Genomic DNA, 24,411 nt, shown 5'->3' on the forward strand with positions numbered 1-24,411 from the left:
ATCTTTATTTCATTCATGTCAATGAATGCTGTTGGCGGGAGATGCGCCGGCCGCCCGACGAGCGGCCGACGCATCACCTCCCCCGAGGCATCTACCGCCCCAGCAGCCGCCACGTCTGGTTCAACGGGCTGCCCTGGTTGACCGCTCGGCAGGGCCACTGGTGGACCAGCGCGCCGGCCGCCGTGGAGACCGCGTTGACATCGACGCACTTGCCACTGTGTCGGGCGACGAGTTGGTAGTCGTGCGAGTCGTTGCCCGAGTACGTCACCTTGCGCAGCGTGAACTGCTGGTTGGAGCTGTTCAGGCAGGTCCACTGGTGCACGGCCGCGCCGTCGGCGGTGGACACGCCGCTGACGTCGAGGCACTTGCCGCTCTGCTGGTTGACCACGGTGTACGTGTTGGCCACTCCGGCGACCGGCCGGAAGTTCCAGAGCTGCTGGTCACCGCCGTCGCAGATGTTCTGCTGCTGGACGTTGCCGTCGGCCGCGCTCAGACCGGGGTTGTTCAGGCACTGCTGGGAGTGCTGCGCCACGGCCACCGACTGGAAGCCACCCTCAGAGGGTGGCAGCAGTGTGAGCGTGTAGGTGTCGGTCTGGTTGGAGTACGGCAGGGTGACGGTGGCGTTGTTGTTGGACACGTTCACCACGCTGCTGGAGACCGTGACCGGCCCCTGGACGGCACCGCCGTTGTTGTGCGGAATGCGCTGGGTGAGCACCCGGACCTGGTTGTTCTGCACGATGCCGCTGGTCGTGTCCAGGCGTTGCAGGTTGACGGTCAGGTTCCCGGTGGTACGACCACCACCGACCAGGACCTTCGCCGAGCCGGTCGTCTTCGTGGCGTACGCGTCGAACGACTGACTCGGGGTCACACCGACGATCTGCCCGGTCTGCGAGGCGTAGAAGCGGTAGTTCCACCACTCGCCCTTGGGCTGGTGCTGTCCGGCCGAATTACGGATCAACAGGTTGCCGAGGTCGTTGTGCAGGCTGCCCCCGCTGGCCCAGTTCGCTCGCAGGCCGTCCGCCCGGGCCCGCTCCAGGCGCGCGATGTACCACGCGCCGTCGGCCGGGTTCTGCTCGTCGGGGGCGCCGTACTCGTTGATCTGGTACGGACGCGGGTGGGCGATGCCGCGCGGGTCGAGGGTGGCGTTGGCCGCGGCGACGTTCGCGACCGGGTCGCCCGGCAGCGAGTGCCAGCTGATGATGTCCGGCACCGTGTTGGTCGAGCGAACGAAGTCCAGGTACTGGTTCCAGAAGGTGTGCGTGGTCGACGGCACGCAGGCGCAGCTCGGTCCGACGATGAGCTGGCTGGGGAACTCCGCCCGGATGCGCTGGTAGGTCCGGCGCCACAGTTCGAGGTACTGCGAGATCGGGCGGTTCCAGAAGATGGTGATGTTGGGTTCGTTCCAGATGTCCCACTGCACCGACAGCCCGGACGCCCGGACGTCGCCGATCAGGCGGGTCAGGAAGTTGTCGTAGTCGGTCCAGTTGCCGTTGTCGCCGGGGAAGCGGGAGATCCCCGCGCCGTCGGCACCCCACAGGTCGTGCGGCAGGATGATGAACTGCCCGCCGAGGGCGTTGGTCCGACGCGCCTGGGCGAGGGTGGAGTTCCAGCGGCGGTCGTAGGTCCCGCCGACCCAGCCGCTGCCCGGGAGCTGTGCGCCGCCGGCACGCATGTACTGGAACTCGACGTCCCGGTAGAAGTGGTCGGCCGGACCGCCGGCGTTCTCGGTCATGCCGTAGATCCAGCCGGAGGCGCGGTAGGTCGGCGCACCGCTGGTCGAGGAGAAGTTGACGCTGATCGACTCGTCGGCGGCCTGGGCGGGGGACGGGGCGACGGCGACGGCGGTCGTGGCGGCGAGCAGACCGACCACGAGTCGGGCGACGATCGCACCGGCTCGTCCTGACCTGCCGCGGGACGGGGTTTTCACGGGCGGCTCCTTGGTGGGGCGTGGGGGACGCTCTCCGGAGGCAGCACTTGCGAATCGATTCGCAGGGATCGTAGGACCGGGCACTGAACCGTGTCAATGAATTGACAACCGGATGACGGCTGTGTTTCCGCGTCCACCCGCATAGCTCTTGACCACTGGTTGCGGACCGCCTTATCTTCGTGCGAACCGATTCGTCGAATCGATTCGCCTCCTGGTCGGGCCCCGCCCGGCCCGCGACTGTCACACCACCCCGCCCCCTGACGATCGACTCGAAGTGAGGCACCACATGACCGGACTCAGTCGTCGGCGGCGCCTGGCCGCCGTCGCCGTGATAGCCCTCGCCGCAGCGACCGGCAGCGCCTGCTCGTCATCCTCGGATCAGCCCGCCGACGGCGGGGCCTACCTCGTCTGGGACCCGTACCCCCAGTTCGCCGACGACTCCGAGTGGGTCGCGCTGCTCAAGAAGTGCGGCACCTCGGCCGGTGTGACGGTCGAGCGGACCGGCTACGACACCACCGACCTGACCAACAAGGCGCTGCTCGCCGCCCAGCAGGGAAACTCGCCGGACGTGCTGATCGTCGACAACCCGGTCATCTCGACACTGGCCGAGGCCGGCGCGCTCACCACCACCGACGACAACAAGCTCGACGTGTCGTCGATGGAGAAGAACCTGCTCGGCGCGGGCCAGAGCGAGGGCAAGACGTACGGGGTGCCGATCGGCGCGAACACCCTCGCCCTCTACTACAACAAGGACGTCCTCACCGCCGCCGGTGTCGACCCCGCCGCCGTCACGGACTGGGCCTCGCTGAACGAGGCGCTGGGCAAGGTCAAGGCCAAGGGGAAGAAGGGCATCACCTTCTCCGCGATCGGCACCGAGGAGGGCAGCTTCCAGTTCCTGCCCTGGTTCTGGGGATCCGGCGCCCAACTGACCAGTCTGGACTCACCGCAGGCGGTGGCCGCGCTGACCCTCTGGACGGACTGGCTCAAGCAGGGCCACGCACCGAACTCGGTCATCAACAACACCCAGACCACGAGTTGGCAGGAGTTCGCCACCGGCGACTACGCCTTCGCCGAGAACGGCACCTGGCAGCTGGCCAACGCGGAGAAGCTCGGCTTCGCGTACGGCACGATCGCGATCCCGGCCAGCACGGGCGGGCCCGCCCCGGCACCCACCGGCGGTGAGTTCGTCTCCATCCCGGTGCAGGAGAACACCGGACGGTACGACACCTCGCAGAAGCTCGTCGCCTGCCTGACCAGCGCCGACAACCTCCTCACCACCGATACCACCCTCTCCTACGTCGCACCCGTCGCCGCCGTCCAGGATCGGCAGGCGACGGCGGACCCCAAGCTCAAGGTCTGGGTCGAGGCGGTTCGGGCGGCCAAGGGCCGCACCGGCGACAACCTCGGCACGAAGTACCCGAAGATCTCCGAATCGCTGTGGACCGCCGTGCAGGCGGCCCTCAGCGGCGGGAAGTCACCGGGAGAGGCGCTGGCCGCCGCGCAGGCCGCAGCCACGAACAAGTAGGCGAGCCGAAGCGACCCCATGGCCCCCACGACAGAGACCCCCACCGCCGTACGAGGCCAGGGTGAGGCGGCGACCGCCGCCCCACCCGGGTCTCCCCCGTCCCGAGTCCGCCGGCGAAACCGGTGGCCGGCATGGGGCTTCCTGGCACCCGTGACCGTCTACCTGGCGGCCTTCTACGCCTACCCGCTCTACCGCAATGTCGAGTTGAGTCTGCGGGAGTACACCGTCCGCTCGTTCGTGCAGGGCGGCGCGCCCTTCGCCGGCCTGGACAACTACCGGACCGTGCTGACCGATCCGGCCTTCGTGCCGACGCTGACGCACACAGTGGTCTTCACCGGCGCGTCACTCGCCTTCCAGTTCACCATCGGCATGGCCCTCGCGCTCTTCTTCCACCAGCACTTCCCGCTGTCGCGCACCCTGCGGGCGCTGTTCCTCGTACCGTGGCTGCTGCCGTTGATCGTGTCGGCGTCGACCTGGTCGTGGCTGCTCAACAGCGACTCGGGGTTGGTCAACTCCGCGCTCGGCGTGGTGGGCGTCGACCCGGTCAACTGGCTCACCTCGCCGGGTTGGTCGCTCACCTCGGTGATCATCGCGAACATCTGGATCGGCATCCCGTTCAACCTGGTGGTGCTCTACAGCGGGCTGCAGGCGATCCCGGCCGAGGTGTACGAGGCATCCGCCCTCGACGGCGCGACCGGGTGGCAACGGTTCTGGGCGATCACCTTTCCGTTGCTGCGCCCCGTCTCCGCGATCACGCTGCTGCTGGGGTTGATCTACACGCTGAAGGTCTTCGACATCATCTGGATCATGACCAAGGGTGGACCGACCGGCTCGTCCGCGACGCTCGCCACCTGGTCGTACCGGCTCGGCTTCGGCAACCTGCTGCCCGAGTTCGGACCGGGAGCGGCCGTCGGCAACCTGCTCATCGTGATGGCCCTGATCGCCGGGCTCGTCTACATCCGGATCGAGCGAAGGCAGCACCTGCGATGACCCAACCAACGCCACGGGCCTGGTGGAAGACCGGCGTCGGCCTGGTCCTGACCGGGCTGATGCTCTTCCCCGTCTACTGGATGATCAACGTGTCGTTCACCAGGGACCAGGACATGCGGGCCACTCCCCCGCACCTGATCCCCACCAACGGCACCCTGGACGGCTACCGGGCGGTGCTCGACCAACAGTTGCCCTACCTCGGCACCAGCTTCCTGGTCGGCCTCGGCACCGTCGCGCTGACCCTGGCGCTGGCCGCCCCGGCCGGGTACGCGCTGGCGAAGCTCCGGCCTCCCGGCGGCCCGGCGTTGAGCTTCGTGCTGCTGATCGCCCAGATGATCCCGGGAATCATCATGGCGATGGGCTTCTACGCCATCTACCTCAGCCTCGGCGTCCTGAACACGCTGCCCGGCCTGATCCTGGCCGACACGACACTCGCGGTGCCGTTCGCTGTCCTGATCTTCACGGCCTTCATGTCCGGCATCCCCGACGAACTGCTCCAGGCCGCCGTGGTCGACGGCGCCGGCCGGCTACGGACCTTCTGGTCCGTCGTACTGCCGGTCAGCCGCAACTCGATCGTCACGGTGTCACTGTTCGCGTTCCTGTGGTCCTGGTCGGACTTCATCTTCGCCTCGACCCTCACCGGTGGCGGCGACCACCAGCCGATCACCCTCGGCATCTACCACTACATCGGCAACAACAACCAGCAGTGGAACGCCATCATGGCGACCGCTGTCGTCGCCTCCATCCCCGCCGCCGCGCTGCTGGTCCTGGCCCAGCGCTACGTCTCGATGGGCGTGACCGCCGGCGCCGTCAAGGACTGACCACCCGCACCACAGAAAGGCACCCGCCACCCATGACCGTCGCCCCGTCCGGTCCGGAGTTCGGAATCCAGGACATCCCCTTCAGCTACCGAGGATCCTGGTTCAACCTCTCCCCGGTGGTAGCCGAGAAGACGTACGCCGACGATCTGCACCTGGTCTCCCACCAGACCGGTCTGCACCCCGTACTGCGCCTCGCCCCCACGGTCCCCGACACCACTGTCGTCGCCACCCCGGCGCTGCTGACCTGGCGCAGCGGCGGCGACCGGATCGAGGCCGTCTACGACGGGCCGGACACCCTGCGGATCCGGGGACGGCGGCTCGGTCTGCGGGTGGCCGCGGCGGCCGGCACCCTGACCCCGTTCAGCGGCACCTACCTGTATCTCGACCCGGTCGACGGGTCACACGTGTTCACCTCGTACGAGACCGGTCGCCGCTACCGGGTCACCGTGCTCTCCGGCACCCTCGCGCGGACCGACGGCGTGGAGGCGCTCGGCACCGCCGACCGGTCCCTGGACCTCCCCGCCGACCAGCCCTGGGAGATCGCGATCGAGGAGTACGCGACCGCCCGCCGCCGGTACGACGGGTCCGTCCCGTTCGAGCGGTTGTGCCGTGACCGGCTGACGGAGTTCACCACGTTCGTCGACGCGATCGCCCCGTGGCGGAGCCCGGACACACCGGCAGCGGAACTGGCCGCGTACGTCCTGTGGTCGGCGACCGTCGCCCCGGCGGGCTTCGTCGGCCGCCCGGCCGTCCTGATGTCCAAGCACTGGATGGACAAGGTGTGGAGCTGGGACCACTGCTTCAACGCCATCGCCCTGGCCGCCGGAGAGCCCGAGCTGGCCTGGCACCAGTTCCACCTGCCCTTCGACCACCAGGACGAGGCCGGCGCCCTACCCGACTCGATCACCCACTCCGAGGTCCTGCACAACTACGTCAAGCCCCCCATCCACGGCTGGGCGCTGCGCCACCTGCGTCGACTCCTCCCGCAGCAACCGGACCGGGCGGCGCTGGCCCAGACGTACGACCGGCTGGCCCGCTGGACCCGGTTCTGGCTCGACGCACGGCGGGCACCCGGTCAGGACCTACCCCACTACCAGCACGGCAACGACAGCGGCTGGGACAACGCGACCACCTTCGACGACGGCCGGGTCCTCCAGACAGCCGACCTGGCCGCATTCCTGGTCGCGCAGCTCCGCTGCCTGGCCGACCTCGCCGGCGAGCTGGGTGAGCCCGCCGACGAGTGGTCCCGGGAGGCCGACCGGATCTGCGCGGCGATGCTGCACGACCTGTGGGACGGCGAACGGTTCCTGGCCCGCAGCCCGCACACCGGTCAGCGGCGGGCGAGCCGCAGCCTGCTCGACCTGATGCCCATCGCACTCGGCGCGGACCTGCCCGCGCCGGTCGCCGCGACCCTGGCGCGCGGCGTCGAAGCGCACCTGACCACGCACGGGCCGGCCACCGAGCCGACCGACTCGGCCCACTACCTCGCCGACGGCTACTGGCGTGGCCCGATCTGGGCGCCCTCCACCGTCCTGGTCGAGGACGGTCTGCGGCGGGCCGGGCAGACCGGGATCGCCGACGAGATCAGTCGACGGTTCCTCGCGCTGTGCGAGAAGTCCGGTTTCGCGGAGAACTTCGACGCCGAGACCGGTGCCGGCCTCCGGGACCGCGCGTACACCTGGACGGCCAGCAGCTACCTCATCCTGGCGGCCGCCCAGGAACAACGGCGTGGCACCGGCGGGTAGGCCGGAGTCAGCGCGTCGGCACCGGGCCGGTGCTGGACCGCAACGAGATGGGCGGCGTGTAGAGGCGGTGTCGTGGCACGGCGCCACGCTCGGCGATGGTCTCCAGCAGCAACGACACGGCCTCGGCACCCATCTCGACCATCGGCACGTCGGCCGCCGTCAACGGGGGGCGGAAGTCCTCCGCCCAGTGCTGGGCGGCGACCCCGGTGACCGAGAAGTCGCCCGGCACGGCCATCCCGGCACCGGTCAACGCCCGCTGCATCCCGGGCAGGGCGGCCTCGTTGATCGTCGCCACCGCGGTGACGTCCGGGTGCGTTGCGAGCAACTGCTCCACACACGCCTCGCCGGAGGCGGTGTCGTCGCCGCAGCAGACCTCCACCCCGGTCAGGCCCCGCTCCGCCGCGGCCGCCCGGAAACCGGCCAGCGCCCGGTGGCTGGGGCCGTACCCCGCGGCCACCAACTCGGCCGAGCGGTTCACGAGCGCCACCTGCCGGTGACCCAGATCGGCCAGGTGGTGCACGCACCTGGCGATCAGGCCGGCGTAGTCGATGTCGATCCAGCTCATGCCGTGCGGCTCCGCCGTCCGACCGATCGTGACGAAGGGCAGACCGGCCTTGGCCAACCGGGTCACCCGGTCGTCCTCCAGGCGGATCTCCATCAGGATCACGCCGTCGACCCGACGCCCGGTGACGATCCGCTCGAACGACCGGTCGTGGTCACCGCCGGACGGGGACAGCAGCACATCAAGGTCGTGACGGGCGGCCGCCTCGACGACACTGGCGACGAAACCCAACTGCATGTCGGTCAGCCGCTGACTCGCCGGGGGGATCACCAGGCCGAGGGTGCGGGTCCGCCCCTCCTTCAACGCTCGGGCGCTCGCGTTCGGCCGGTAGTCCAGCTCGTCGATGACGGCCTGGATCCGCTGCCGGGTCGCCTCCGACACCGCCCGTTTCCCGCTCAACACGTACGACACGGTGCTGCGGGACACCCCCGCCCGGCGGGCGATCTCGCCGATGTTCATGGACCGCCCTCGAATCACATCCTGCCCGGAACGGGGACGCACCAGGCTTCGCGGACGAGCATATCCACAGCCAGCTCACCGATCGTCGGCCCGGGCGGGCCGGGGTGAAGGTCGGCCGCCGTCAGCGACCAGCCTGGTCAGCCGACCCTCGGGCGTCGCCCTCGACGACTCTCGCCACCTCGCCCAGGTCGTTGTTCAGCTGGTGATCGCGGCCGGGCAGCCGATGCAGCCGCGCCTGCGGGATGACGCCGGCGTACAGGTCGGCGTGCGACGGTGGGGCGGTCTCGTCCCGGAGGCCGTGGAACACGTGCACCGGCACGTCGCGCGGCAGCCTCGCGCCGAGGTCGTACGGCACCTCGAACCCACCGGCCTCCCAGCCGCCCGCACCGACGAAGGGGGCGGAGACCAGCACGATGGCGCCGAGCTGCCGCTCCGGTGGCCGCTCGGCGAGCGTGTTGACGAGGATCGTCCCGCCCACCGAGTGGCCCACGACGACCGCCCCGTCCTCCAGGGAAGCGATCTCCCGCCGGATGGCCACGCTCCAGGTGGCGTAATCGGGGTCGGCTTCCTTCGGCATCCGCGGGTAGCGGACCTCGTAGGCGTCGCCGAGCTCCCGACTCAAGCTGTCGAACAGCTTGTCGTCCCACTCGTCGTGCACGCCGGCGCCGCCGCCCTGGATCAACAGGACCTGGGTACGTCCCGGCATCACGATCCTCCCCGCGTCGGTGTCAGCGGGTACCCGGTGGCGTGGAGGCCACGCCTCCCCGTCGGCCGGCCCCGCCGGAGCGCTTGAGCATGACCGCTCCGCCGGCGACGAAGATGACGGCGAGGATCAACCCGACCGGGTTGCCCTGCGTCAGACTGCTGAAGAACCCCAGGATGCCGAGGATGACCAGCACTCCACCGAGGAGTCGCAGGAAGTAACCGCCGACTGCTCTGCCCCGTCCATTCGTCATGGCCTTTCTCTGCCCGACGCGCGGGTTCCGCAAACGGATCACGGGCGTGCTGCCCAAATCCCGATCCAGGCCCGGTAGCTTTCACCCGGCGGGGAAGGGGATGCCTCATGGTCAAGGGGTGGCACGGCTGGTTCGGCACGTTCAACGGCGTCGTCCTCATCACGATCGCCGTGCTGCCGCTTGCCGCACTGGTGGTGTGGGCGCTGGCCCGTCGCCGGGCCGACAGAAGCACGGCGTTGCGGATGTCGCTGGCCGAGGTCGGCATCGTCTACGGCACGGTGCCGTGGGTCTGGATGATCATGTTGCCGGGTGACCAGGCCGGTGTCGCCCCCGGTCGGGTGAGCCTGGTGCCCCTGCGGGACCTGCTCACGATCGTCTCCGACGGAGGGCCGGTGACCGCGACGGTCCAGGTCGTCGGCAACCTGCTGGTGTTCGCGGCGCTGGGGTTCCTCGCCCCGCTACGGTTCGCGGCGCTGGCGTCGGTGCCGCGCATTCTCGCGCTCGCGGCGGCCTGCTCCGTCCTGGTCGAGGCCGCCCAGTACCTCCTGCGGCTGGACCGGGTGTCGTCGGTGGACGACGTGCTGCTCAACGCGGCCGGGGCAGGGCTGGCCGCGCTGGCGTCGCGCCGCTGGTGGGCCACCACGCGAGTACCCGTCGAACCACGTCGGCCGGCCCCGGCACACTGAGCGGACGGTGCGTCACTCGTATAGTGCCGCCGTGGACAGGGACAAGGTTCGGCAGGCGTACGCGTCGGTAGCGGATCTGTACATCGAGCTGTTCGGCACCCGCGAGCGGGTGGACCCCGACGACCTCGCCCTCATCGGGCGACACCTGGCCACCCGGACAGGTCCGGTGCTCGACCTGGGCTGCGGCCCCGGCCACCTCACCGGTCACCTACGGTCGCTGGGCGTCGACGCGACGGGGATCGACCTCGTCCCCGAGTTCATCGCCCACGCCCGGGCGACCCACCCCGACGTCGCGTTCCACATCGGCTCGCTGGAGAGCCTCGACGTCGTCGGCGGCTCGGTCGCGGGCATCCTGGCCTGGTACTCGTTGATCCACCTGCCACCGGAGGAGCTCGACGGGGTGCTCGGCGAGTTCCGGCGAGTGATGGCCCCCGGTGGCGCGTTGGTGCTGGGCATGTTCGACCACGACGAGGTCGGCCCCTTCGACCACAAGGTCGTGACCGCCTACCGATGGCCGGTCGACGAGATCTCGGAACGACTCAGCCGGGCCGGTTTCGTGGAGGTCGAACGCCTCCGACGGGCCGGAGAGGGCGACCAGCGCCCGCACGTCGCCATCGCGGCGGTCGCGAAGGACCGGTGAGCCCAGGCCGCTGCTACGCGGAGCGGTGACCGGCACCCCGGACACGGAACTCGTTGCCGTCCGGATCGGCCAGCACGACCGCGCCGTCCTCGTCGACATCGAGTCGAACGGCACCGAGGGAGACCAACTCGTCGACCGCCGCCTGCTGGTCGTCGGCGGCCGGGACGAGCTCGAAGCGTTGCCGGTTCGGCTCCTCCTTCGGCGCCACCGGCGGGCCACCCCAGGCGACCTTGGTGCCGCCGCGCGGTGACTGGATCGCCGTCTCCTCGTTCTGGTCCCACTTCAGCGGCCAACCCAGCGCCCTGCTCCAGAACAGGCCCACCTCCCGGGTGCCCTCGCAGGTCAGCTCACCGAGGAAGCCGGTGCCGGCGAGGTACGCGTTGCCGGGCTCGATCACGCAGAACGCGTAACCCGCCGGGTCGGCCAGGACGGTGTGCCCCTCCTCGGGCCGCTGCCCGACGTCGAGGTGGTCGCCACCCAGCTTCAGCGCCGTCGCGATCGTGTGCTGCTGCTCGTCGACATCGGCGCTGGTCAGGTGCAGGTGCATCCGGTTCGCGCCGAGTCGGCCCGCGCGGCCCGGAACGAACCGGAGACCGAGTTGGGCGTCGTCGCCGGGAAGAAACACGGCACCGGCGTCGTCGACGACGTCACGATTCAGCAGCGCTGCCCAGAACCGCGCCGCAGCAACCGGATCGGCGGACTCGACGGTGACTGCCAGCAGGTGCGAACGCATGACCTGATGGTAGGTATCGCCCGGCACGCCACCAACGCATTTACGAGTCGGTCACGGGTCAGCGGCCTGGCCTTCGATCCGGGAGACTGGCCGACATGTCTGACCCGGACGATGTGAAGGCTGCGCTGCACCACTACCTCAAGGAGACACGCGGGGCCCTGATCTGGAAGTTGGAGGGGCTGAGCGAACGCGATGCCCGGCTCCCGCGTACCGCGACCGGCAACAACCTGCTCGGTGCCCTCAAGCACTGTCTCAACGTCGAAGCGAGCTACTTCGGGCTCACCTTCGGGCGCGAGTTCCCGACGCCCGAGGACCTCGTGCCGATACACGCGTTCGACGAGGACCCGCAGGCGGACTGGTACGCCCGCGAGGACGAGACGAAGGACGGGCTCATCGAGCTGTATCGCCGGGTCGGGGTGTTCGCCGACCAGACGATCGACCGACTTCCACTCGACGCGCCGGGGCAGGTGCCCTGGTGGCAGCCCGGCAGGCAGGCCACCACACTGCACCAGATCATCATCCACGTGACGTGCGACCTCGCCCGGCACGCCGGTCACATGGACGTGATGCGCGAGCAGCACGACGCGGTGATCGGGCGGCGGCCGGACAGCGCCGGTGTCCCCGACGGCTACGACTGGCCGGCGTACGTCAGCAAGCTGACGAAGCTGGCGGACCGTTTCCGCTAGCCCGCCCGGCGAGGCGGCGGCGGCGCCGACCTACCCGTCGCTGGCGCGGCCGCTGCGGGCGCGGGCGCGGTAGGCGGCGACGTTCGTGCGGTTGCCGCACACCTCGTAGGAGTGCCAGCGCTGGGTGCGGCTGCGGGTCGTGTCGTAGAAGACGTGGGCACACCTCTCGTTACCGCAGATGCGCAGCCGCGACCAGGTGCCCGCCGTGACGAGGTCGGCGACGGCGAGCACGATCCGGCCGACGACGGGATCGCCGGTCACCTGCTGAAGCTGTGGTCGCCCGGCAGCCGTGAAGGTCTGCCGGAAGGTGAGTTCGCTCCCGTCCTCGGTCAACAGCGTCCACGCCTGGGCGGTTTGTGCCGGTGTGCCAGCCGCCAGCACGGCCACGAGATGATCACGGATGGCGCGGACCCGCTCGATCCGCTCGGGGGTCGGGACGCGGCGCCCGGCGGGGTCGAACGGGCTGAGGATCTCGCCCGCCCGCCCGGGGTCGTCAAAGGTGTCCGGCAGGGCCGGCGTGGCGTGTGGCCGGGAGTTGAGCAGGTCGACGACCGCGGCGGCCGACGCGGGGAACAGGGTCGCGTCTCGGGCGATAGAACGTAATGGTCATTCGTCATTAGATAATTACCGGACTCGCCGAGAGGATCTGGTCATGCGTCAGCTCCTCTCCCGGCACGCCGGCGCGTCGGCCCGGATTCGCAACACCCCGCGCGGTCGGCTGACTCGGATCTACGCTGAACTCGCCGAGGTGGTCGAGAAGGCGGCCGACACGGGCAGCCCGCTGACCGCTGGAGAACCACGATGCAGTACGCCGTTCATCACATACGCCGGCCGGGTCTGACCCGGGACCTGCCGTACGGCCCGGAGGACCTCTTCTGGGTCACCAACACCGCGACCCTCGTGATGGGTGAGCAGGACGCGGTACTGATCGACACCTTCGTCACCGCCGAGCAGAACCAGCAGTTGATCGACTGGGTGCGGTCGTTCGGGCGCAGGCTGACCCACGTCTACGTCACCCACGGCCACGGTGACCACTTCTTCGGCCTGGGTCAGATCGCGCAGGCGTTTCCCGGCGTACGCGCGGTGGCCACCGACGCGACGGCGGCGGGGGCCGAGGCTCAGGTGACGCCGGACATGCTGACCTCGTTCTGGCAGCGCCTGTTCCCGGGGCAGATCCCCGACCGGCTGACCGTCCCGGAGCCGCTCGGTGACGACCACCTCGAACTCGAAGGACAGCGGTTGGACATGGTCGAAACGGGCTTCACCGACACGGCAGGAAGCACAGTCGTCTGGGTGCCGGCCCTCCGGTTGATCGCGGCCGGCGACGTCGCCTACAACGACACCCACCCGTACCTGGCCGAGAGCACCACCGCGACGCGTCGGGAGTGGGCCGCGACGCTCGACCGGCTCGGCGAGCTCGACCCGGCCGCGGTGGTGGCCGCCCACAAGAATCCGGACCGGCCCGACGATCCCCGGATCCTCGCCGAGACGGCGGCCTACCTTCGCGAGTTCAACCAACTCGACGCCGACACCACGACCGCCGAGGAGTTGTACCGCGCGATGCTCGACAGGCATCCGCGTCGGATCAACCCGGGTTCGCTGTGGAGTGCCGCGCAGCGGGCGAAGCAGCCCGCCCTGCGGTGACCGTCGGTCACCTCCGTCGGGGCGGATGCGGTGATGAGCGGTATACCTCAGAGGTATGAATATGACTCTGAGGTATACCGCTCAAGAGCACAGCGGTGCGGGCAGCAGTGACGATCAGCAGCCGATGCGGCTGGACCCGAGCGCGACGTCGTCGTACCAGAGGGTGTCGGCCCCGTCGCCGTAACTCTCCCAGCCCAGCTTCAGGTCGGTGAGCTGCGGACGCCAGGTGCGGTTGTACCACTGGCCGTCGATGTCGTGCGGTTTCTATCCAATCAAGCGCCCGCGGCGACGATCGTCACCTTGGCGCAGCCCACCGGCTCCGGCTGTGATCGACTGGCAGGGTGACCGAACCCCTCCCCGCCCCACCGACGGACGTCCAGGCACGCCTGGCCCGGGAATCGAACGTCTGGCTGTGCACATTGCGGCGGGACGGCTCCCCGCACCTGACGCCGGTCTGGTTCGTCTACGTCGCCGGTACCTGGTGGATCGGCAGCGACGGCCGCAGCGTCAAGGTCCGCAACGTCACGGCCGACCCACGGGTGTCCCTGGCCCTGGAAGGCGGCGACGCCCCCGTGGTGGCAGAGGGCACCGCCCGGGTGCACCGAGACGACTTCCCGGACACGGTCGTCGAGGCGTTCGCCGCCAAGTACGACGGGTGGGACATCGGCAGGCAGGGCACCCCGGACGGCGATCGAGTGCTGCTGGAGATCCCCGTCCGGCGGTGGCTGCTCGCCGGCACGGCGCAGTAGGCCGCGGAGCGACGGTTCGTCGCGGCGGCCCGAAGGGAACTGGCCGTCCGCGACCTGGCGGACGAGCAACAGGCCGACGCCCACAACTCCGACCTTCCCCGGTGACCCCGGGGCCCCGGCTCACTCGTCGAGGTCGACGCCCGTGAGGTCGGCCGACAGCGCCCAGAGTCGGGCTGCCGCAGTGTTGTCGGCGGGATCGCCGTCGACGACCCGGCAGTCCACGCAGTAGTCGCCGCCGCGCCCGTCGAGCTGCGGTGACGTGGCGGCCCAGACCTGGGTCGCCGCACCCTGGTCGGCGGTCTTGAACAGACCCGGCGTCGGGGTCCCGTCCGCGTCGATCCAGCCGGCGGCGACCATCTCCTCGACCGGAAGGTGTCGTTGCAGGGGGGTGAGGATCCAGCCGGGGTTGACGGAGAAGGCGTGGACGCCGTGCGGTCGGCCGAGCAGGTCGAGGTGGCGGGCGAACAGGATGTTCGCGAGCTTGGACTGGGTGTACGCCTCCCACTTGTCGTAGCCCTGCTCGAACTGCACGTCGTCCCACCGGATGTGCCACGCGGCGTCGCGCCCGGAGGCGACCGAGACGACGCGAGCCGAGCCGGACGCGGTGAGCGCGGGCCACAGCAGGTTCACCAGCGCGTAGTGGCCGAGGTGGTTGGTCGCGAACTGCGCCTCCCAGCCGGGTCCCACCCGCGTCTCGGGGCAGGCCATGATCCCGGCACTGGCGATCAGGGTGTCGAGGGCGGAATGGCTGTGCAGGAAGCGTTCGGAGAACGCGCGGACCGAGGCGAGGTCGGCGAGGTCGAGCGGGCCGACCTCGACCCCGGCGACGTCGGCGAGCGCCTGCCGCGCCACCTCCGGCCTGCGGGCCGGCACGACGACCCGGGCCCCGGCCCGGGTGAGCGCGAGGGTCGTGGCGAGACCGACGCCGGAGTAGCCGCCCGTGACGACAGCGGTCTTCCCGGTGAGGTCGATTCCGGCGAGGACGTCTCCGGTCGTGCGGTGAGCGCCGAACATGGTGTGGGTCGTGTCGCTGGTCATGCCGCGGACGCTAGGTGCTGGACCGAGGTCTAGGTCAAGCGGATACGGTCGATGCCATGGCGGGCGACGGGTTGAGCATCGGGCAGGTCGCGCAGCGCACCGGGTTGAGCGTGCACACCCTTCGGCTCTACGAGCGTGCGGGCCTGCTGGCCGGCGAGGTGCGGCGTGACGCGTCCGGCAGGCGCGTCTACAGCGAGTGGGACGTCGAGTGGCTGACCAACTGCGTGAAGTTCCGGACCTCCGGGATGCCACACGCGACGATCAGCCGCCTGGCCCAACTGGTCCGCGAGGGCACCGGCAACGAGGCCGAGCGACTCGATCTGCTGCGCGAGCACCAGCGCCACGTCACCGAGCAGCTCGCACGGCTGCGCGACTGCCTCGACCTCATCGACCGCAAGGTGGACAGCTACGAGCGACACCTGACGGCCGGGGCCTCCGGTGACCCCTGGCAGCGGCTCCGGCCCGCACCGGCCTCACCCGATGCCGAGCCGGCCCAGCGGGTCGGCGGCGCCTAGCACCCGCTCACGGGTCCGACAGAGTGCTCCGGACGATCGTGGCGTACAACCGACACGAACTCATGCGGTAGCCGACTGTGACCGTGCTGTAACCGGCCGCACACTCCTCCCCGACACGTTCCCGTCTGATGGAGGAACACATGCGTTTCCGATCGTTCGTCACCGCAACACTGGCGGCCGTCCTGGCCGCCGGTGCGCTTGCGCCGACGGCACCGGCCACCGCGGCCACCGCCGATCGCTGGGGATTCGCGTACGTCAAGGACCCGACCGTCGCGGTCTGGACGGTGCTGGACACCAGCCGGCAGTGGGGTAGCTGGAAGACGGCGTTCCCAGCCGCCTGGGCCGACGGCATCAAGCTCGCGCCCGGCCGGTTCCAGGTTCGCTTCCCGCAGGTGGGTGCCGGCTCGCGCGGGGTGCCGCACGTGACCCCGGTCAACCGGACCGGGCACTACTGCGAGGTGGTCCGCTGGTTCCAGTCCGGCGCCGACGAGATCGTCGACGTGCAGTGCCACAAGCCCGGCGGCACGCGCGACGACACCCCGTTCACGGTGCTCTGGACGACCAGTTCGGGCGTGCTGCCGGCCGGCACCTCCCACGCGTACACGCAGTGGAGCGGCGGGGCGCTGGTGCAGTCGTACAACTCCACGGGTGTGGTGAACGCGGTCGGGCCGGTGGGCGTCGGGCAGTACCTGGTGCGGCTGCCCGGGGTGGGGCTGGCCGGTGTGCTCGCCGGGAATGTGCAGGTGACCGCCGTACAGCCGAACGCCGGCCCCCGCCGGTGCAAGGTCTACTCGTGGAGCCCGGTCGGCAGCGATGTGCAGGTGTACGTCTTCTGCTTCGACCAGGCCGGCGCGTTCGTCAACACCGACTTCGTCCTCTCGTACCACCGTCGGCGGCCGGTGATCGGCTCCCTGGGCCCGCCGTCGTACTTCGGTTACCTGGGCACCGCCGTCGGCGGTCCGACCAACGACAACTCGGTGCTCGGCGTCGGCGCGAACACGGTGGCGCCGCTGGTGCCCTCCGGCCGTTACCTGGCGACCTTCCCGCAGATCGGTCTCAAGGAGACCCACGCCCAGGTCGTGGCGCAGGGCGCCGGCAGCAACTACTGCCACCTGACCCAGCCGTGGACGTACACCACGAACGCCGACGTCGACGTCATCTGCTTCGACAACGCCGGCACGGTCACCCCGCACCGTTTCCTGGCCACCTTCACCTCCCGGCTCTGACGTTGGGCCGCGTCGGCGGCGACCGCACCAGGTCGCCGTCGACGCGGCGGCCCGCCACCGGACGAAGCCGGCCGCCCTCAGCTCCTGTCGACGAACTCCACAGTGGGTGCGAAGTGCCGGACCGCGGCCTCGAAGCTCGGGCGGTGCAGCCGCCAGAAGGTCGCCGGTCGGCTGTCGGCCAGGACGGCGGGCGGCACGTGCGGAACGGCTGCCTGGTTCAACAGCCGCAGGCCGGGCGAGCGCGCCGAGCCAGGAAGCGGCGGCAGGTCGCGACGCCGTTGCAGGCCGACGTAAGAAACGGTGGTCCAGGCGACCTGCTGCGTCCACAGCATCACCATCTCGATGTCGGACCAGGGCACCATCGCGGTCGACGACGACGGCCAGGGCGGCGTGTGGCTGAGAGTGACACCTGCCGCGTCGACGCGCAGCGCGACGCGACGGCTCAGCACCGAGACGAGTCGCAGCAGCAGAAACCCGCCACCGAACGCGACAGCGGCGACGCCGGGAAGCTTCTCATCGGGGAAGAGCAGGACGCCGACAGCGACGAAAAACGCGCTGACGGGCATCAGCACGAGATCGCGGCGGACGAGGCCGAAGCGCACCTCGTACGCCTCCCCGGGGGTGATCCTGCTGCCCTCGGCGGCCCCGCCGGGCGAGAACGGCGCGGCGGGTCGCCGAGTGACGGCCACGTAGGCGAAGACGCCCAGCCAACCGGCGGCCGCGAAGCTGACCACGCCGTTCCAAGGGAACGGCAGCCCGACCAGGACCAGCCGGTGCAGCACCTGGTACACGACGACGATCACCAGGAGGGCAGCGCCGAGCGCCCACCAGCGGTGCCGAGGGCGGACCACTACCTGCCACCAGAGCAGGGCCAACGGGCCGCCCGCAGTCAGCACGGCCGGCCGCAACCACACCGCCGGGTCGACCCCGCGCACTACGCCGATCGCTGCGAGTACGCCGAGCGTGAGGCCCACCGCGAGAGGCGGCCCTAGAATCGCCCAGCGAAGGCGCATTGGCCCTGATCGCTCTTGCACGGCGGGAACAGTACGCCGGGCTGTCCAGGCCGCTGACGTGTGCACTGCCCAGCTCGCCCACCGACGTTAGAAGCGACCGGCAGCTGCCGGATCACGCGTCGCCGGCCGCCCCGTCGATGAGGGACTGGTACCGGTCGAGGTAGAGAGGCCAGCCGGAGTCGGTGTCGACCCCGTCCCGGACCGATTCCCACCCCGGACCGTGCCGGTCGATGTGCCGATGCTCCAGTTGGACCCTGGTCTGGTCCGGCGTCTCGGCGACGAAGGTGACCTCCACCTCGCTGGTGAGGTCCAGATCGGTCTCGATCTGCCAGGTCGGCCCGATGCTTTCTCCGGTCTCTTCGACGACATCCTGATAACCGTCCAGAGCCCGACGCCAGAACGTGTCGAGTTGGTCCCGCAGCGCGGCCAACCCCACCGGACTGAGCCGGTAGACGCGCCGCGTTCCCACCGCTTGGTCGACGACCAGCCCGGCGCACTTGAGCACCTTGAGGTGCTGCGACACGGCTGGCCGGCTGATTACGACTTACCGTTGTCGTCGTCAAGGCGAATCGCTCGACAGCCTGCCTGGGCGAGCACGGTTCGGGTCCCGACAACGGGCGACGCCCCCGCGATGATCCGCCAGCGGGATCTCCGTCGAACGGGCATCCGCCCGGACGGCTCCGGACTGTTCGGCATCCGGTCGGCCGGGTGGGTGACGGCATCGGCAGGCCCAGCACCGGACGTGAGATCCGCCGTGCTCAACCCGTCGCGCGGGTGCGCCGCGCGGCGACGTACCGGCGGATCTTCTCGGACGTCCCGCAGTCGTCCATGCTGCACCAGCGGCGACTGCGGTTCTTGCTCTCGTCGACGAAGAGGAAGCGGCAGCCGGCGCATCCCTTGATCCGGCCCAATGTGCCGGTGGTGAGGAGCTGGACCGCGGAGTGCACCACCGGCCACAGTGGACGGGCGAGCGTCTGGTCGTCCCGCCAGGACCAACTGAACGTGCGCCCTCGCTCGAGCCGTGCGTGACCGAGCGCCTCTGCTTCGTCGTCTCGCAGCCGGGCCAGCACGGACACGCTCGGACTGCGGTCGGCGGCGACCGCCCGGAACACCTCGTCGAGATCGTCGCGGATGCGCAGCGATCGAGTGAAGGCGGCCTCGGAAGCGCCCGGGTCGTCGTGGGCGAGCCGGCGCAACGCCGTCACCTCCGGTGCGCTGAGCGCACTCGCGTACGCGCCCCAGGCGATCAGGTCGTGGTAGCCGGTCAGCACGTCGTCGTCCGGGGACCCGTCGGGCGGACCGGTGCGGGTGTTGACGAACTCCAGGGCGAGACTGCCGCCCACCAGGCGCATCCGCGTCACGCCTCCGAGTGTTTCCATCGAAACCCACTTTACCAGTTGACCACCATCGAAGAGCACCACTAGCCTGTTTCCATCGTAGACGGTTTAACCGGTAACATCGGGAGGGTCTGATGGGTCGCGGGAGGGCAGTGGGGGCGCTGATCGGCTTGTCCGGCGGGACGTTCCTCTACACCACCGCCGAGGCACTGCCGATCGGGCTGCTGCTCCCGATGGCCGTCGACCTGGCGGTGTCACCGCCGCAGGTGGGCATGCTCGTCACCGTGTACGGCGCGGTGGTGATGGTCGCCTCGGTTCCGTTGACGGCGCTGGTCCGCCGGGTTCCGCGCCGATGGCTGCTGTCGGCGCTCCTGGTCGGCTTCGTCCTCAGCACCGCCGTCACGGCGCTGACGAGCACCTTCACGCTGCTCCTGACGGCCAGGATGGTCACCGCGGTGACCCACGCGTTGTTCTGGGCCGTGGTGGTGCCGGCCGCGGCCGAGCTGTTCCGGCCTGCACTACGCGGGCGGGTGGTCGCTGTCGTGTTCGCCGGTGGGACCGTCGCGTTGGCCCTGGGAGTGCCCGCAGGCACCTGGCTGGGCGAGCGGGCCGGGTGGCGGACCTCGTTCCTGGCGGTGGCCGCCCTCGGCGCGGTCGTGCTCGTCGTGGTCGCCGCGCTGCTGCCCTCGGCGCGGCCGGAAGAGGGACACGCCGCCCGAGGTGCGACACCCGACGCCCGACGGTTCTGGCTACTGGTGGCGGTGGCCGTCCTGGCGACCGCGGGCGCCATCGCCGCGTACACCTATGTCGCCCTGTTCGTCACCGAGGTCAGCGGATTCGCCGCCTCGTCGGTCGGGGCCATCCTGTTGGCCCGGGGCATCGCCAGCGTGCTCGGCATCCTCGCCATCGGCCCGCTGCTGGACCGCAGCCCGTGGAACGCCCTGCTCATCACCGTCGCGGTGCAGTCGGCGGCACTGCTCGGGTTGTACACGTTCGGCGAACGGCCGTCGGTCTCCGTCGGCCTGATCGCGGTGGCCGGCCTGGCGTTCACCGCCTTCACCGCGGCGCTCGGCGGCCTGGTGTTGCAGGTTGCGCCCGGCCGCTCCGACCTCGCCGCCGCCACCGTCTCCGCCGCGGTCAACGTCGGCATCACCGCCGGCGCGTTCGTCGGCGGCCTCGTCCTACCGAGCCACGGCGTACACGCCACGGTCCTGATCGGAGCCCTGCTCGGCCTCGTCGCCCTGCTGCTGACTCTCGGCGAACGCCTCGTCCGGCCGACGCCTCACCCGACGGAGGGACGACGCCAGGCAGAGCCGATCCGGTCGGCGCGGTGACCACCATTGCCGGCATGCCGATCACGGCCCGCACGACGCGGCTGCTGACGTGGCAGCCGCGAACCTGCTGATCCGGCACCGCCGACGGTGCCCGCGCCGTACGGGCCGCTTCCCGGCGCTGGCCAAGGCGGTGTACGACGGCACGGACGTGGACCCCGAGACGTCCTTCGCGACCGGCCTGGACTGGGTGCTCGACGCCGTGGCCGCCAGACTCACCCGATCGCAACCGTGACGCCTGTCCATGCGGTGGGCTTCGACCGACCAGAATGGACGCCGAACCGCCGCCGTCGGCGTCCATCTCGATGTTTGGGTGTCGGGTGCCCTGGTGAGGAGGCGATTCGCTGGGAGCGGTACCACTCGGGGCGCGAATTCAGCCCGCCCGATCGCTACACTCGCCGCAGCGCCAGCAGTGCCGCCCACAGACCTCAGCCCGCGCTGGTCCGAATCGAATGGAGACGCCCGTGACCCGCGACAACGCGGTCCCCCCCGGCATCGACCCCCGCATTCCCAGCGTGGCACGGGTCTATGACTTCTTCCTGGGCGGCAAGGACAATTTCGAAGTCGATCGACAGGTCGCCGAGCACGCGCTGCGGATCACGCCGGACGGGCCGGCAGCCGGCCAGGCCAACCGGGCCTTTCTGCGTCGAGTGATCCGCTTCCTGGTCAGTGAGGCGGGCATCGACCAGTTCCTCGACATCGGATCGGGGCTCCCCACCCAGGGCAACGTGCACGAGGTCGCCACCGAGCAGAACCCCAAGGCTCAGGTGGTGTACGTGGACAACGACCCGATCGTCCTGACGCACGGCCGGGCCCTGCTCGCCGCCGACGGCACCGCGACGGTGATCCAGGCGGACATCCGGACGCCGCAGGAGATCCTCGATCATCCGGACGTACGCCGCTTCCTCGATTTCAACCGGCCGATCGGGTTGCTGCTCTTCGCGATCCTGCACCACCTGGGCGACGACGAGGACCCGCGAGCGGTGGCGGCCGAGTTGATCGACGCGCTGCCCTCCGGCAGCTACATCGCGATCTCACACTTCCGCGACCCGGGCGAGCGGGACCCGGAGGGCTCCCGCAAGGCCCGCGAGGTCGAGCGGGTCTTCAACGAGTCGTTGGGCACCGGCCGCTGGCGCACCGACGAGGAGATCCTCTCGTTCGTCGATGGGCTGACGCTGCTGGAGCCGGGGCTGGTGCCGCTGGCCGAGTGGCGTCCCGAGCCGGACGCACCCGCTCCGGCGCAGACCGACACCTATCACACCTTCGTCGGGCTCCTCGCCCGCAAACCGTAGGCGTTCCGCCGTCCGGCGGCGGTTACGGCCCCAGATCCGCGTGACTTCCCGGTTGTTGCCGCCTCCGACGTGCCGGAGACGGCGACAACCCTGATGCCGCGCGGATGGTGACGACTTCCCGGGATCTGTAAACAACCCTTGATATTAATCTCCACGGACGTCAATATGTGGAGGTCACGGGTCGTCGAAGCCTGGGGAGTGAACCATGAGAAGCCGCCGGATCTTCGCAGTGCTGGCCGGGGCGGCGATGACCGTCACGGCCACCGTCGCCTTCGTCCCCAGCAGCACGGCAGCGGTGCCATCGGCGACCGCCGTGCCGATGGTCGCCTGCACCGCACCGACCTGGGCCGAGGGCAGCACTTACCAGGCGGGCGCCCAGGTGACCTACAACGGCCGCCTCTACCAGGCGCTGGTCACCCACACCGCGCACCCCGGCGCCGGCTGGAACCCCGCCGCCACCCCGTCGCTGTGGCGGGACCTGGGTGCGTGTTCGGGAACCACCCCGCCGCCCACCACCCCACCGCCGACGACCCCGCCGCCGACCACGCCTCCCCCCACCACGCCGCCGCCGACCGGCGGGACCTGCGCGGTGAAGTCGCGGCCCGCCGGCAAGGTGCTGCAGGGTTACTGGGAGAACTGGGACGGTGCCTCCAACGGCGTACACCCTGGACTCGGCTGGATCCCGATCACCGACGGCCGGCTCACCCAGCACGGCTACAACGTGATCAACGCGGCGTTCCCGGTGATCCGCGCGGACGGCACGGTCCTCTGGGAGAACGGCATGGACGCCGGCGTGAAGGTCGCCACCCCGGCCGAGATGTGCCAGGCCAAGGCCGCCGGGGCCACCATTCTCATGTCGATCGGCGGAGCCGCCGCAGGCATCGACCTGAGCTCCGCCGCGGTCGCCGACCGGTTCATCGCGACGATCGTGCCGATCCTGACGAACTACCACTTCGACGGCATCGACATCGACATCGAGACCGGCCTGACCGGCAGCGGCAGCATCAACACCCTGTCCACGTCGCAGGCCAACCTGATCCGGATCATCGACGGTGTGCTGGCCCGGATGCCCTCGAACTTCGGCCTGACCATGGCACCGGAGACGGCCTACGTCACCGGCGGCAGCGTGGTCTACGGCTCGATCTGGGGCTCCTACCTGCCGATCATCAAGAAGTACGTGGACAACGGCCGGCTCTGGTGGCTGAACATGCAGTACTACAACGGCAGCATGTACGGCTGCTCCGGTGACTCGTACCCGGCGGGCACCGTGCAGGGCTTCACGGTGCAGACGCAGTGCCTGAACAACGGCCTCACCATCCAGGGCACCACCATCCGGGTGCCGTACGACAAGCAGGTCCCGGGTCTGCCCGCGCAGATCGGGGCCGGCGGTGGTCACATGTCGACGTCGTTGGTCACGCAGGCCTGGAACTCCGTGCCCGGCCTCAAGGGCCTGATGACCTGGTCGGCCAACTGGGACGGGTCGAAGGGCTGGACCTTCGGAGACAACGTCAAGCGCCTACAGGGCCGCTGAGGCGCGCTGGTCGCAGGAAAGGATGCCGCTGGTACCGCAGGGCCGGGTTCACGCCGGGCCGTCGTGCACGGCCTGTGCCCGGGTACGTCTGATGCTGTCGACCTCACCCTTGATCGGTAGCCAGTAGAAGGGGATGAAGGCAGCCACCACGATCAGGCCGGCGATCGGGTGAACGACGCAGAGCGCGGTTCCGACGGCGATCCAGGCGGGGGCGGGTCGAAACCGCCTGCTGATCGCCCTGGCGGTGGCGTCGTCGGTGGTGGACGTCAGTAGGCGGTGACCGCCTACTGACGTACTCCCAGATGACGTTGAAGAGGATGGCTGCGGTTCCGTAGACGATGCCGTAGAAGACGAGCGCGGTCCGCTTGCCGGGACCCTCTTCGAAGGCGCGGGCCAGCACCGACGAGACGAACGGCAGGAACGCGATCACCATCAGGAGCAGCGTGTTCAGCAGCAGCAGCAGGCGGTCGGCGGAGCGGATGTGGTCGAACATGACGTGGTGGTTCACCCACATCTGGCCGATCAGCAGGAAGGTGACGCCGTAGGCCAGGTAGGACGGCCACAGGTCGAGCAACCCGCGCATGAGGTGTTCGGTGTCCCGCGGTGGCCGGATCTCCAGGACGAGCAGGGTGATGGCGATCGCGGTGACGGCGTCGCTGAAGGCGACCACCCGGCGGGGGTCACGTTCCGCGCCGATCGGCGAGCGGGTCCTGGTCGTTCCGTTCGTGGTGGCGCCGCGGGACGCCCGGTTCCAGCGCATGAGCTCCCCCCACCGGTTACCCGACTACCGCAGAGCGCTGCTGGAGATTCCCGCCGTCTATCGAGCTAAACCGGCAGCCGGGGCCGGGCGGCAGGGTGGCGAGCTGAGCGGGCGCACCGGGCTGTCATCCGGTCGGCGCGGATGCTCACCGTGGCTGCAGTTCGGCGCGGCCACCGACCCGGGGCGCCCTGAGCGCGGGGCGGGCATCGGTTGCCAGCTGATTTCCGCGCCGTTACGGTGAGATC

Annotated in this window: 28 protein-coding genes; 16 read left to right on the top strand and 12 right to left on the bottom strand. The window is 70.1% G+C overall.

Annotation, left to right across the window (positions count from 1 at the left end; all coding sequences use genetic code 11):
- Positions 1–91 precede the first annotated feature (91 nt).
- Positions 92–1,927, bottom strand: coding sequence for an RICIN domain-containing protein (locus tag O7617_RS03315; protein WP_282261436.1), 1,836 nt, complete (start codon positions 1,925–1,927; stop codon positions 92–94).
- A 286-nt stretch (positions 1,928–2,213) separates the two neighbouring features.
- Between O7617_RS03315 and O7617_RS03320 the strand changes: the two genes are divergently transcribed.
- From O7617_RS03320 to O7617_RS03335, 4 genes are all read left to right on the top strand, one after another.
- Complete coding sequence (locus O7617_RS03320; RefSeq protein ID WP_282261437.1) at positions 2,214–3,452, top strand: extracellular solute-binding protein; 1,239 nt, start codon at positions 2,214–2,216, stop codon at positions 3,450–3,452.
- A gap of 141 nt (positions 3,453–3,593) precedes the next feature.
- Positions 3,594–4,442 carry a sugar ABC transporter permease gene (locus O7617_RS03325; protein WP_348773880.1) on the top strand — a complete coding sequence of 283 codons (849 nt, stop codon included), beginning with the start codon at positions 3,594–3,596 and terminating at the stop codon, positions 4,440–4,442.
- Positions 4,439–5,263, top strand: a complete 825-nt coding sequence (locus tag O7617_RS03330) for a carbohydrate ABC transporter permease (RefSeq protein WP_282261439.1) — start codon at positions 4,439–4,441, stop codon at positions 5,261–5,263. Before O7617_RS03325 ends, O7617_RS03330 begins: the two co-directional genes overlap by 4 nt.
- 32 nt (positions 5,264–5,295) lie before the next feature.
- A complete protein-coding gene (locus O7617_RS03335) occupies positions 5,296–7,008 on the top strand; it encodes a trehalase family glycosidase (RefSeq protein ID WP_282261440.1) in 1,713 nt (570 codons plus the stop codon).
- Positions 7,009–7,015: 7 nt separating this feature from the next.
- Here O7617_RS03335 and O7617_RS03340 read toward each other — a convergent pair whose 3' ends face one another.
- The 3 genes from O7617_RS03340 to O7617_RS03350 all read right to left on the bottom strand — a co-directional run bounded on the left by O7617_RS03340 (position 7,016) and on the right by O7617_RS03350 (position 8,985).
- A complete protein-coding gene (locus O7617_RS03340) occupies positions 7,016–8,029 on the bottom strand; it encodes a LacI family DNA-binding transcriptional regulator (protein ID WP_282261441.1) in 1,014 nt (337 codons plus the stop codon).
- 121 nt (positions 8,030–8,150) lie between these two features.
- The gene (locus tag O7617_RS03345) at positions 8,151–8,735 is read right to left on the bottom strand and encodes an alpha/beta fold hydrolase (protein ID WP_282261442.1); all 585 of its coding nucleotides are present in this window, start codon (positions 8,733–8,735) and stop codon (positions 8,151–8,153) included.
- Between the two features lie 22 nt (positions 8,736–8,757).
- A complete protein-coding gene (locus O7617_RS03350; protein WP_282261443.1) occupies positions 8,758–8,985 on the bottom strand; it encodes a hypothetical protein in 228 nt (75 codons plus the stop codon).
- A gap of 107 nt (positions 8,986–9,092) precedes the next feature.
- Between O7617_RS03350 and O7617_RS03355 the strand changes: the two genes are divergently transcribed.
- The gene (locus tag O7617_RS03355; RefSeq protein WP_282261444.1) at positions 9,093–9,671 is read left to right on the top strand and encodes a VanZ family protein; all 579 of its coding nucleotides are present in this window, start codon (positions 9,093–9,095) and stop codon (positions 9,669–9,671) included.
- Between the two features lie 31 nt (positions 9,672–9,702).
- The gene (locus O7617_RS03360; protein ID WP_282261445.1) at positions 9,703–10,311 is read left to right on the top strand and encodes a class I SAM-dependent methyltransferase; all 609 of its coding nucleotides are present in this window, start codon (positions 9,703–9,705) and stop codon (positions 10,309–10,311) included.
- A 13-nt stretch (positions 10,312–10,324) separates the two neighbouring features.
- Here O7617_RS03360 and O7617_RS03365 read toward each other — a convergent pair whose 3' ends face one another.
- On the bottom strand, positions 10,325–11,044 hold the full coding sequence (locus O7617_RS03365) for a VOC family protein (RefSeq protein WP_282261446.1): 720 nt from the start codon (positions 11,042–11,044) through the stop codon (positions 10,325–10,327).
- Between the two features lie 86 nt (positions 11,045–11,130).
- Here O7617_RS03365 and O7617_RS03370 point away from each other — a divergent pair, with 86 nt between their 5' ends.
- On the top strand, positions 11,131–11,730 hold the full coding sequence (locus O7617_RS03370; RefSeq protein ID WP_282264620.1) for a DinB family protein: 600 nt from the start codon (positions 11,131–11,133) through the stop codon (positions 11,728–11,730).
- Between the two features lie 30 nt (positions 11,731–11,760).
- Here the strand turns inward: O7617_RS03370 and O7617_RS03375 are convergent, their stop codons facing one another.
- Positions 11,761–12,117 (bottom strand): CGNR zinc finger domain-containing protein, encoded by a 357-nt coding sequence (locus tag O7617_RS03375; RefSeq protein WP_282261447.1) that lies wholly within the window; start codon positions 12,115–12,117, stop codon positions 11,761–11,763.
- A gap of 265 nt (positions 12,118–12,382) precedes the next feature.
- Between O7617_RS03375 and O7617_RS03380 the strand changes: the two genes are divergently transcribed.
- Together O7617_RS03380 and O7617_RS03385 are read left to right on the top strand one after the other, a co-directional pair.
- Positions 12,383–12,571 carry a hypothetical protein gene (locus tag O7617_RS03380; RefSeq protein WP_282261448.1) on the top strand — a complete coding sequence of 63 codons (189 nt, stop codon included), beginning with the start codon at positions 12,383–12,385 and terminating at the stop codon, positions 12,569–12,571.
- Positions 12,532–13,374, top strand: a complete 843-nt coding sequence (locus tag O7617_RS03385) for an MBL fold metallo-hydrolase (protein WP_282261449.1) — start codon at positions 12,532–12,534, stop codon at positions 13,372–13,374. Before O7617_RS03380 ends, O7617_RS03385 begins: the two co-directional genes overlap by 40 nt.
- Positions 13,375–13,488: 114 nt before the next feature.
- Here O7617_RS03385 and O7617_RS33410 read toward each other — a convergent pair whose 3' ends face one another.
- Positions 13,489–13,626, bottom strand: a complete 138-nt coding sequence (locus O7617_RS33410; RefSeq protein ID WP_348774184.1) for a hypothetical protein — start codon at positions 13,624–13,626, stop codon at positions 13,489–13,491.
- Positions 13,627–13,715: 89 nt separating this feature from the next.
- Here O7617_RS33410 and O7617_RS03390 point away from each other — a divergent pair, with 89 nt between their 5' ends.
- On the top strand, positions 13,716–14,123 hold the full coding sequence (locus O7617_RS03390; protein WP_282261450.1) for a TIGR03618 family F420-dependent PPOX class oxidoreductase: 408 nt from the start codon (positions 13,716–13,718) through the stop codon (positions 14,121–14,123).
- A gap of 120 nt (positions 14,124–14,243) precedes the next feature.
- On the opposite strand, the gene O7617_RS03395 is transcribed toward O7617_RS03390, so the two are convergent.
- A complete protein-coding gene (locus tag O7617_RS03395) occupies positions 14,244–15,161 on the bottom strand; it encodes an oxidoreductase (RefSeq protein WP_282261451.1) in 918 nt (305 codons plus the stop codon).
- 56 nt (positions 15,162–15,217) lie between these two features.
- On the opposite strand from O7617_RS03395, the gene O7617_RS03400 reads away from it, so the two are divergent.
- Entirely contained in the window at positions 15,218–15,676 is a 459-nt protein-coding gene (locus O7617_RS03400; protein ID WP_282261452.1) for a MerR family transcriptional regulator, read from the top strand.
- Between the two features lie 140 nt (positions 15,677–15,816).
- Positions 15,817–16,902, top strand: coding sequence for a hypothetical protein (locus O7617_RS03405; protein WP_282261453.1), 1,086 nt, complete (start codon positions 15,817–15,819; stop codon positions 16,900–16,902).
- Between the two features lie 77 nt (positions 16,903–16,979).
- On the opposite strand, the gene O7617_RS03410 is transcribed toward O7617_RS03405, so the two are convergent.
- From O7617_RS03410 to O7617_RS03425, 3 genes are all read right to left on the bottom strand, one after another.
- On the bottom strand, positions 16,980–17,876 hold the full coding sequence (locus tag O7617_RS03410; RefSeq protein WP_282261454.1) for a hypothetical protein: 897 nt from the start codon (positions 17,874–17,876) through the stop codon (positions 16,980–16,982).
- A gap of 151 nt (positions 17,877–18,027) precedes the next feature.
- Positions 18,028–18,438: a hypothetical protein gene (locus O7617_RS33415; protein WP_348774168.1), complete on the bottom strand. Its 411-nt coding sequence runs from the start codon at positions 18,436–18,438 to the stop codon at positions 18,028–18,030.
- Between the two features lie 235 nt (positions 18,439–18,673).
- Positions 18,674–19,294, bottom strand: a complete 621-nt coding sequence (locus tag O7617_RS03425) for an ABATE domain-containing protein (RefSeq protein WP_282261455.1) — start codon at positions 19,292–19,294, stop codon at positions 18,674–18,676.
- A 92-nt stretch (positions 19,295–19,386) separates the two neighbouring features.
- On the opposite strand from O7617_RS03425, the gene O7617_RS03430 reads away from it, so the two are divergent.
- The 4 genes from O7617_RS03430 (at position 19,387) to O7617_RS03445 (ending at position 23,406) form a co-directional block, all read left to right on the top strand.
- Positions 19,387–20,586 (top strand): MFS transporter, encoded by a 1,200-nt coding sequence (locus tag O7617_RS03430; RefSeq protein WP_282261457.1) that lies wholly within the window; start codon positions 19,387–19,389, stop codon positions 20,584–20,586.
- 49 nt (positions 20,587–20,635) lie between these two features.
- Positions 20,636–20,818: a hypothetical protein gene (locus O7617_RS03435; RefSeq protein ID WP_282261458.1), complete on the top strand. Its 183-nt coding sequence runs from the start codon at positions 20,636–20,638 to the stop codon at positions 20,816–20,818.
- 229 nt (positions 20,819–21,047) lie between these two features.
- Positions 21,048–21,875 carry an SAM-dependent methyltransferase gene (locus O7617_RS03440; protein WP_282261459.1) on the top strand — a complete coding sequence of 276 codons (828 nt, stop codon included), beginning with the start codon at positions 21,048–21,050 and terminating at the stop codon, positions 21,873–21,875.
- 205 nt (positions 21,876–22,080) lie between these two features.
- Positions 22,081–23,406, top strand: coding sequence for a glycosyl hydrolase family 18 protein (locus tag O7617_RS03445; protein ID WP_282261460.1), 1,326 nt, complete (start codon positions 22,081–22,083; stop codon positions 23,404–23,406).
- A gap of 103 nt (positions 23,407–23,509) precedes the next feature.
- Here the strand turns inward: O7617_RS03445 and O7617_RS03450 are convergent, their stop codons facing one another.
- Positions 23,510–24,166, bottom strand: a complete 657-nt coding sequence (locus O7617_RS03450) for a TMEM175 family protein (protein ID WP_282261461.1) — start codon at positions 24,164–24,166, stop codon at positions 23,510–23,512.
- Between the last annotated feature and the right edge of the window lie 245 nt (positions 24,167–24,411).

Origin of the sequence: Micromonospora sp. WMMD1155, assembly GCF_029581275.1 — a bacterium.
GTDB lineage: Bacteria > Actinomycetota > Actinomycetes > Mycobacteriales > Micromonosporaceae > Micromonospora.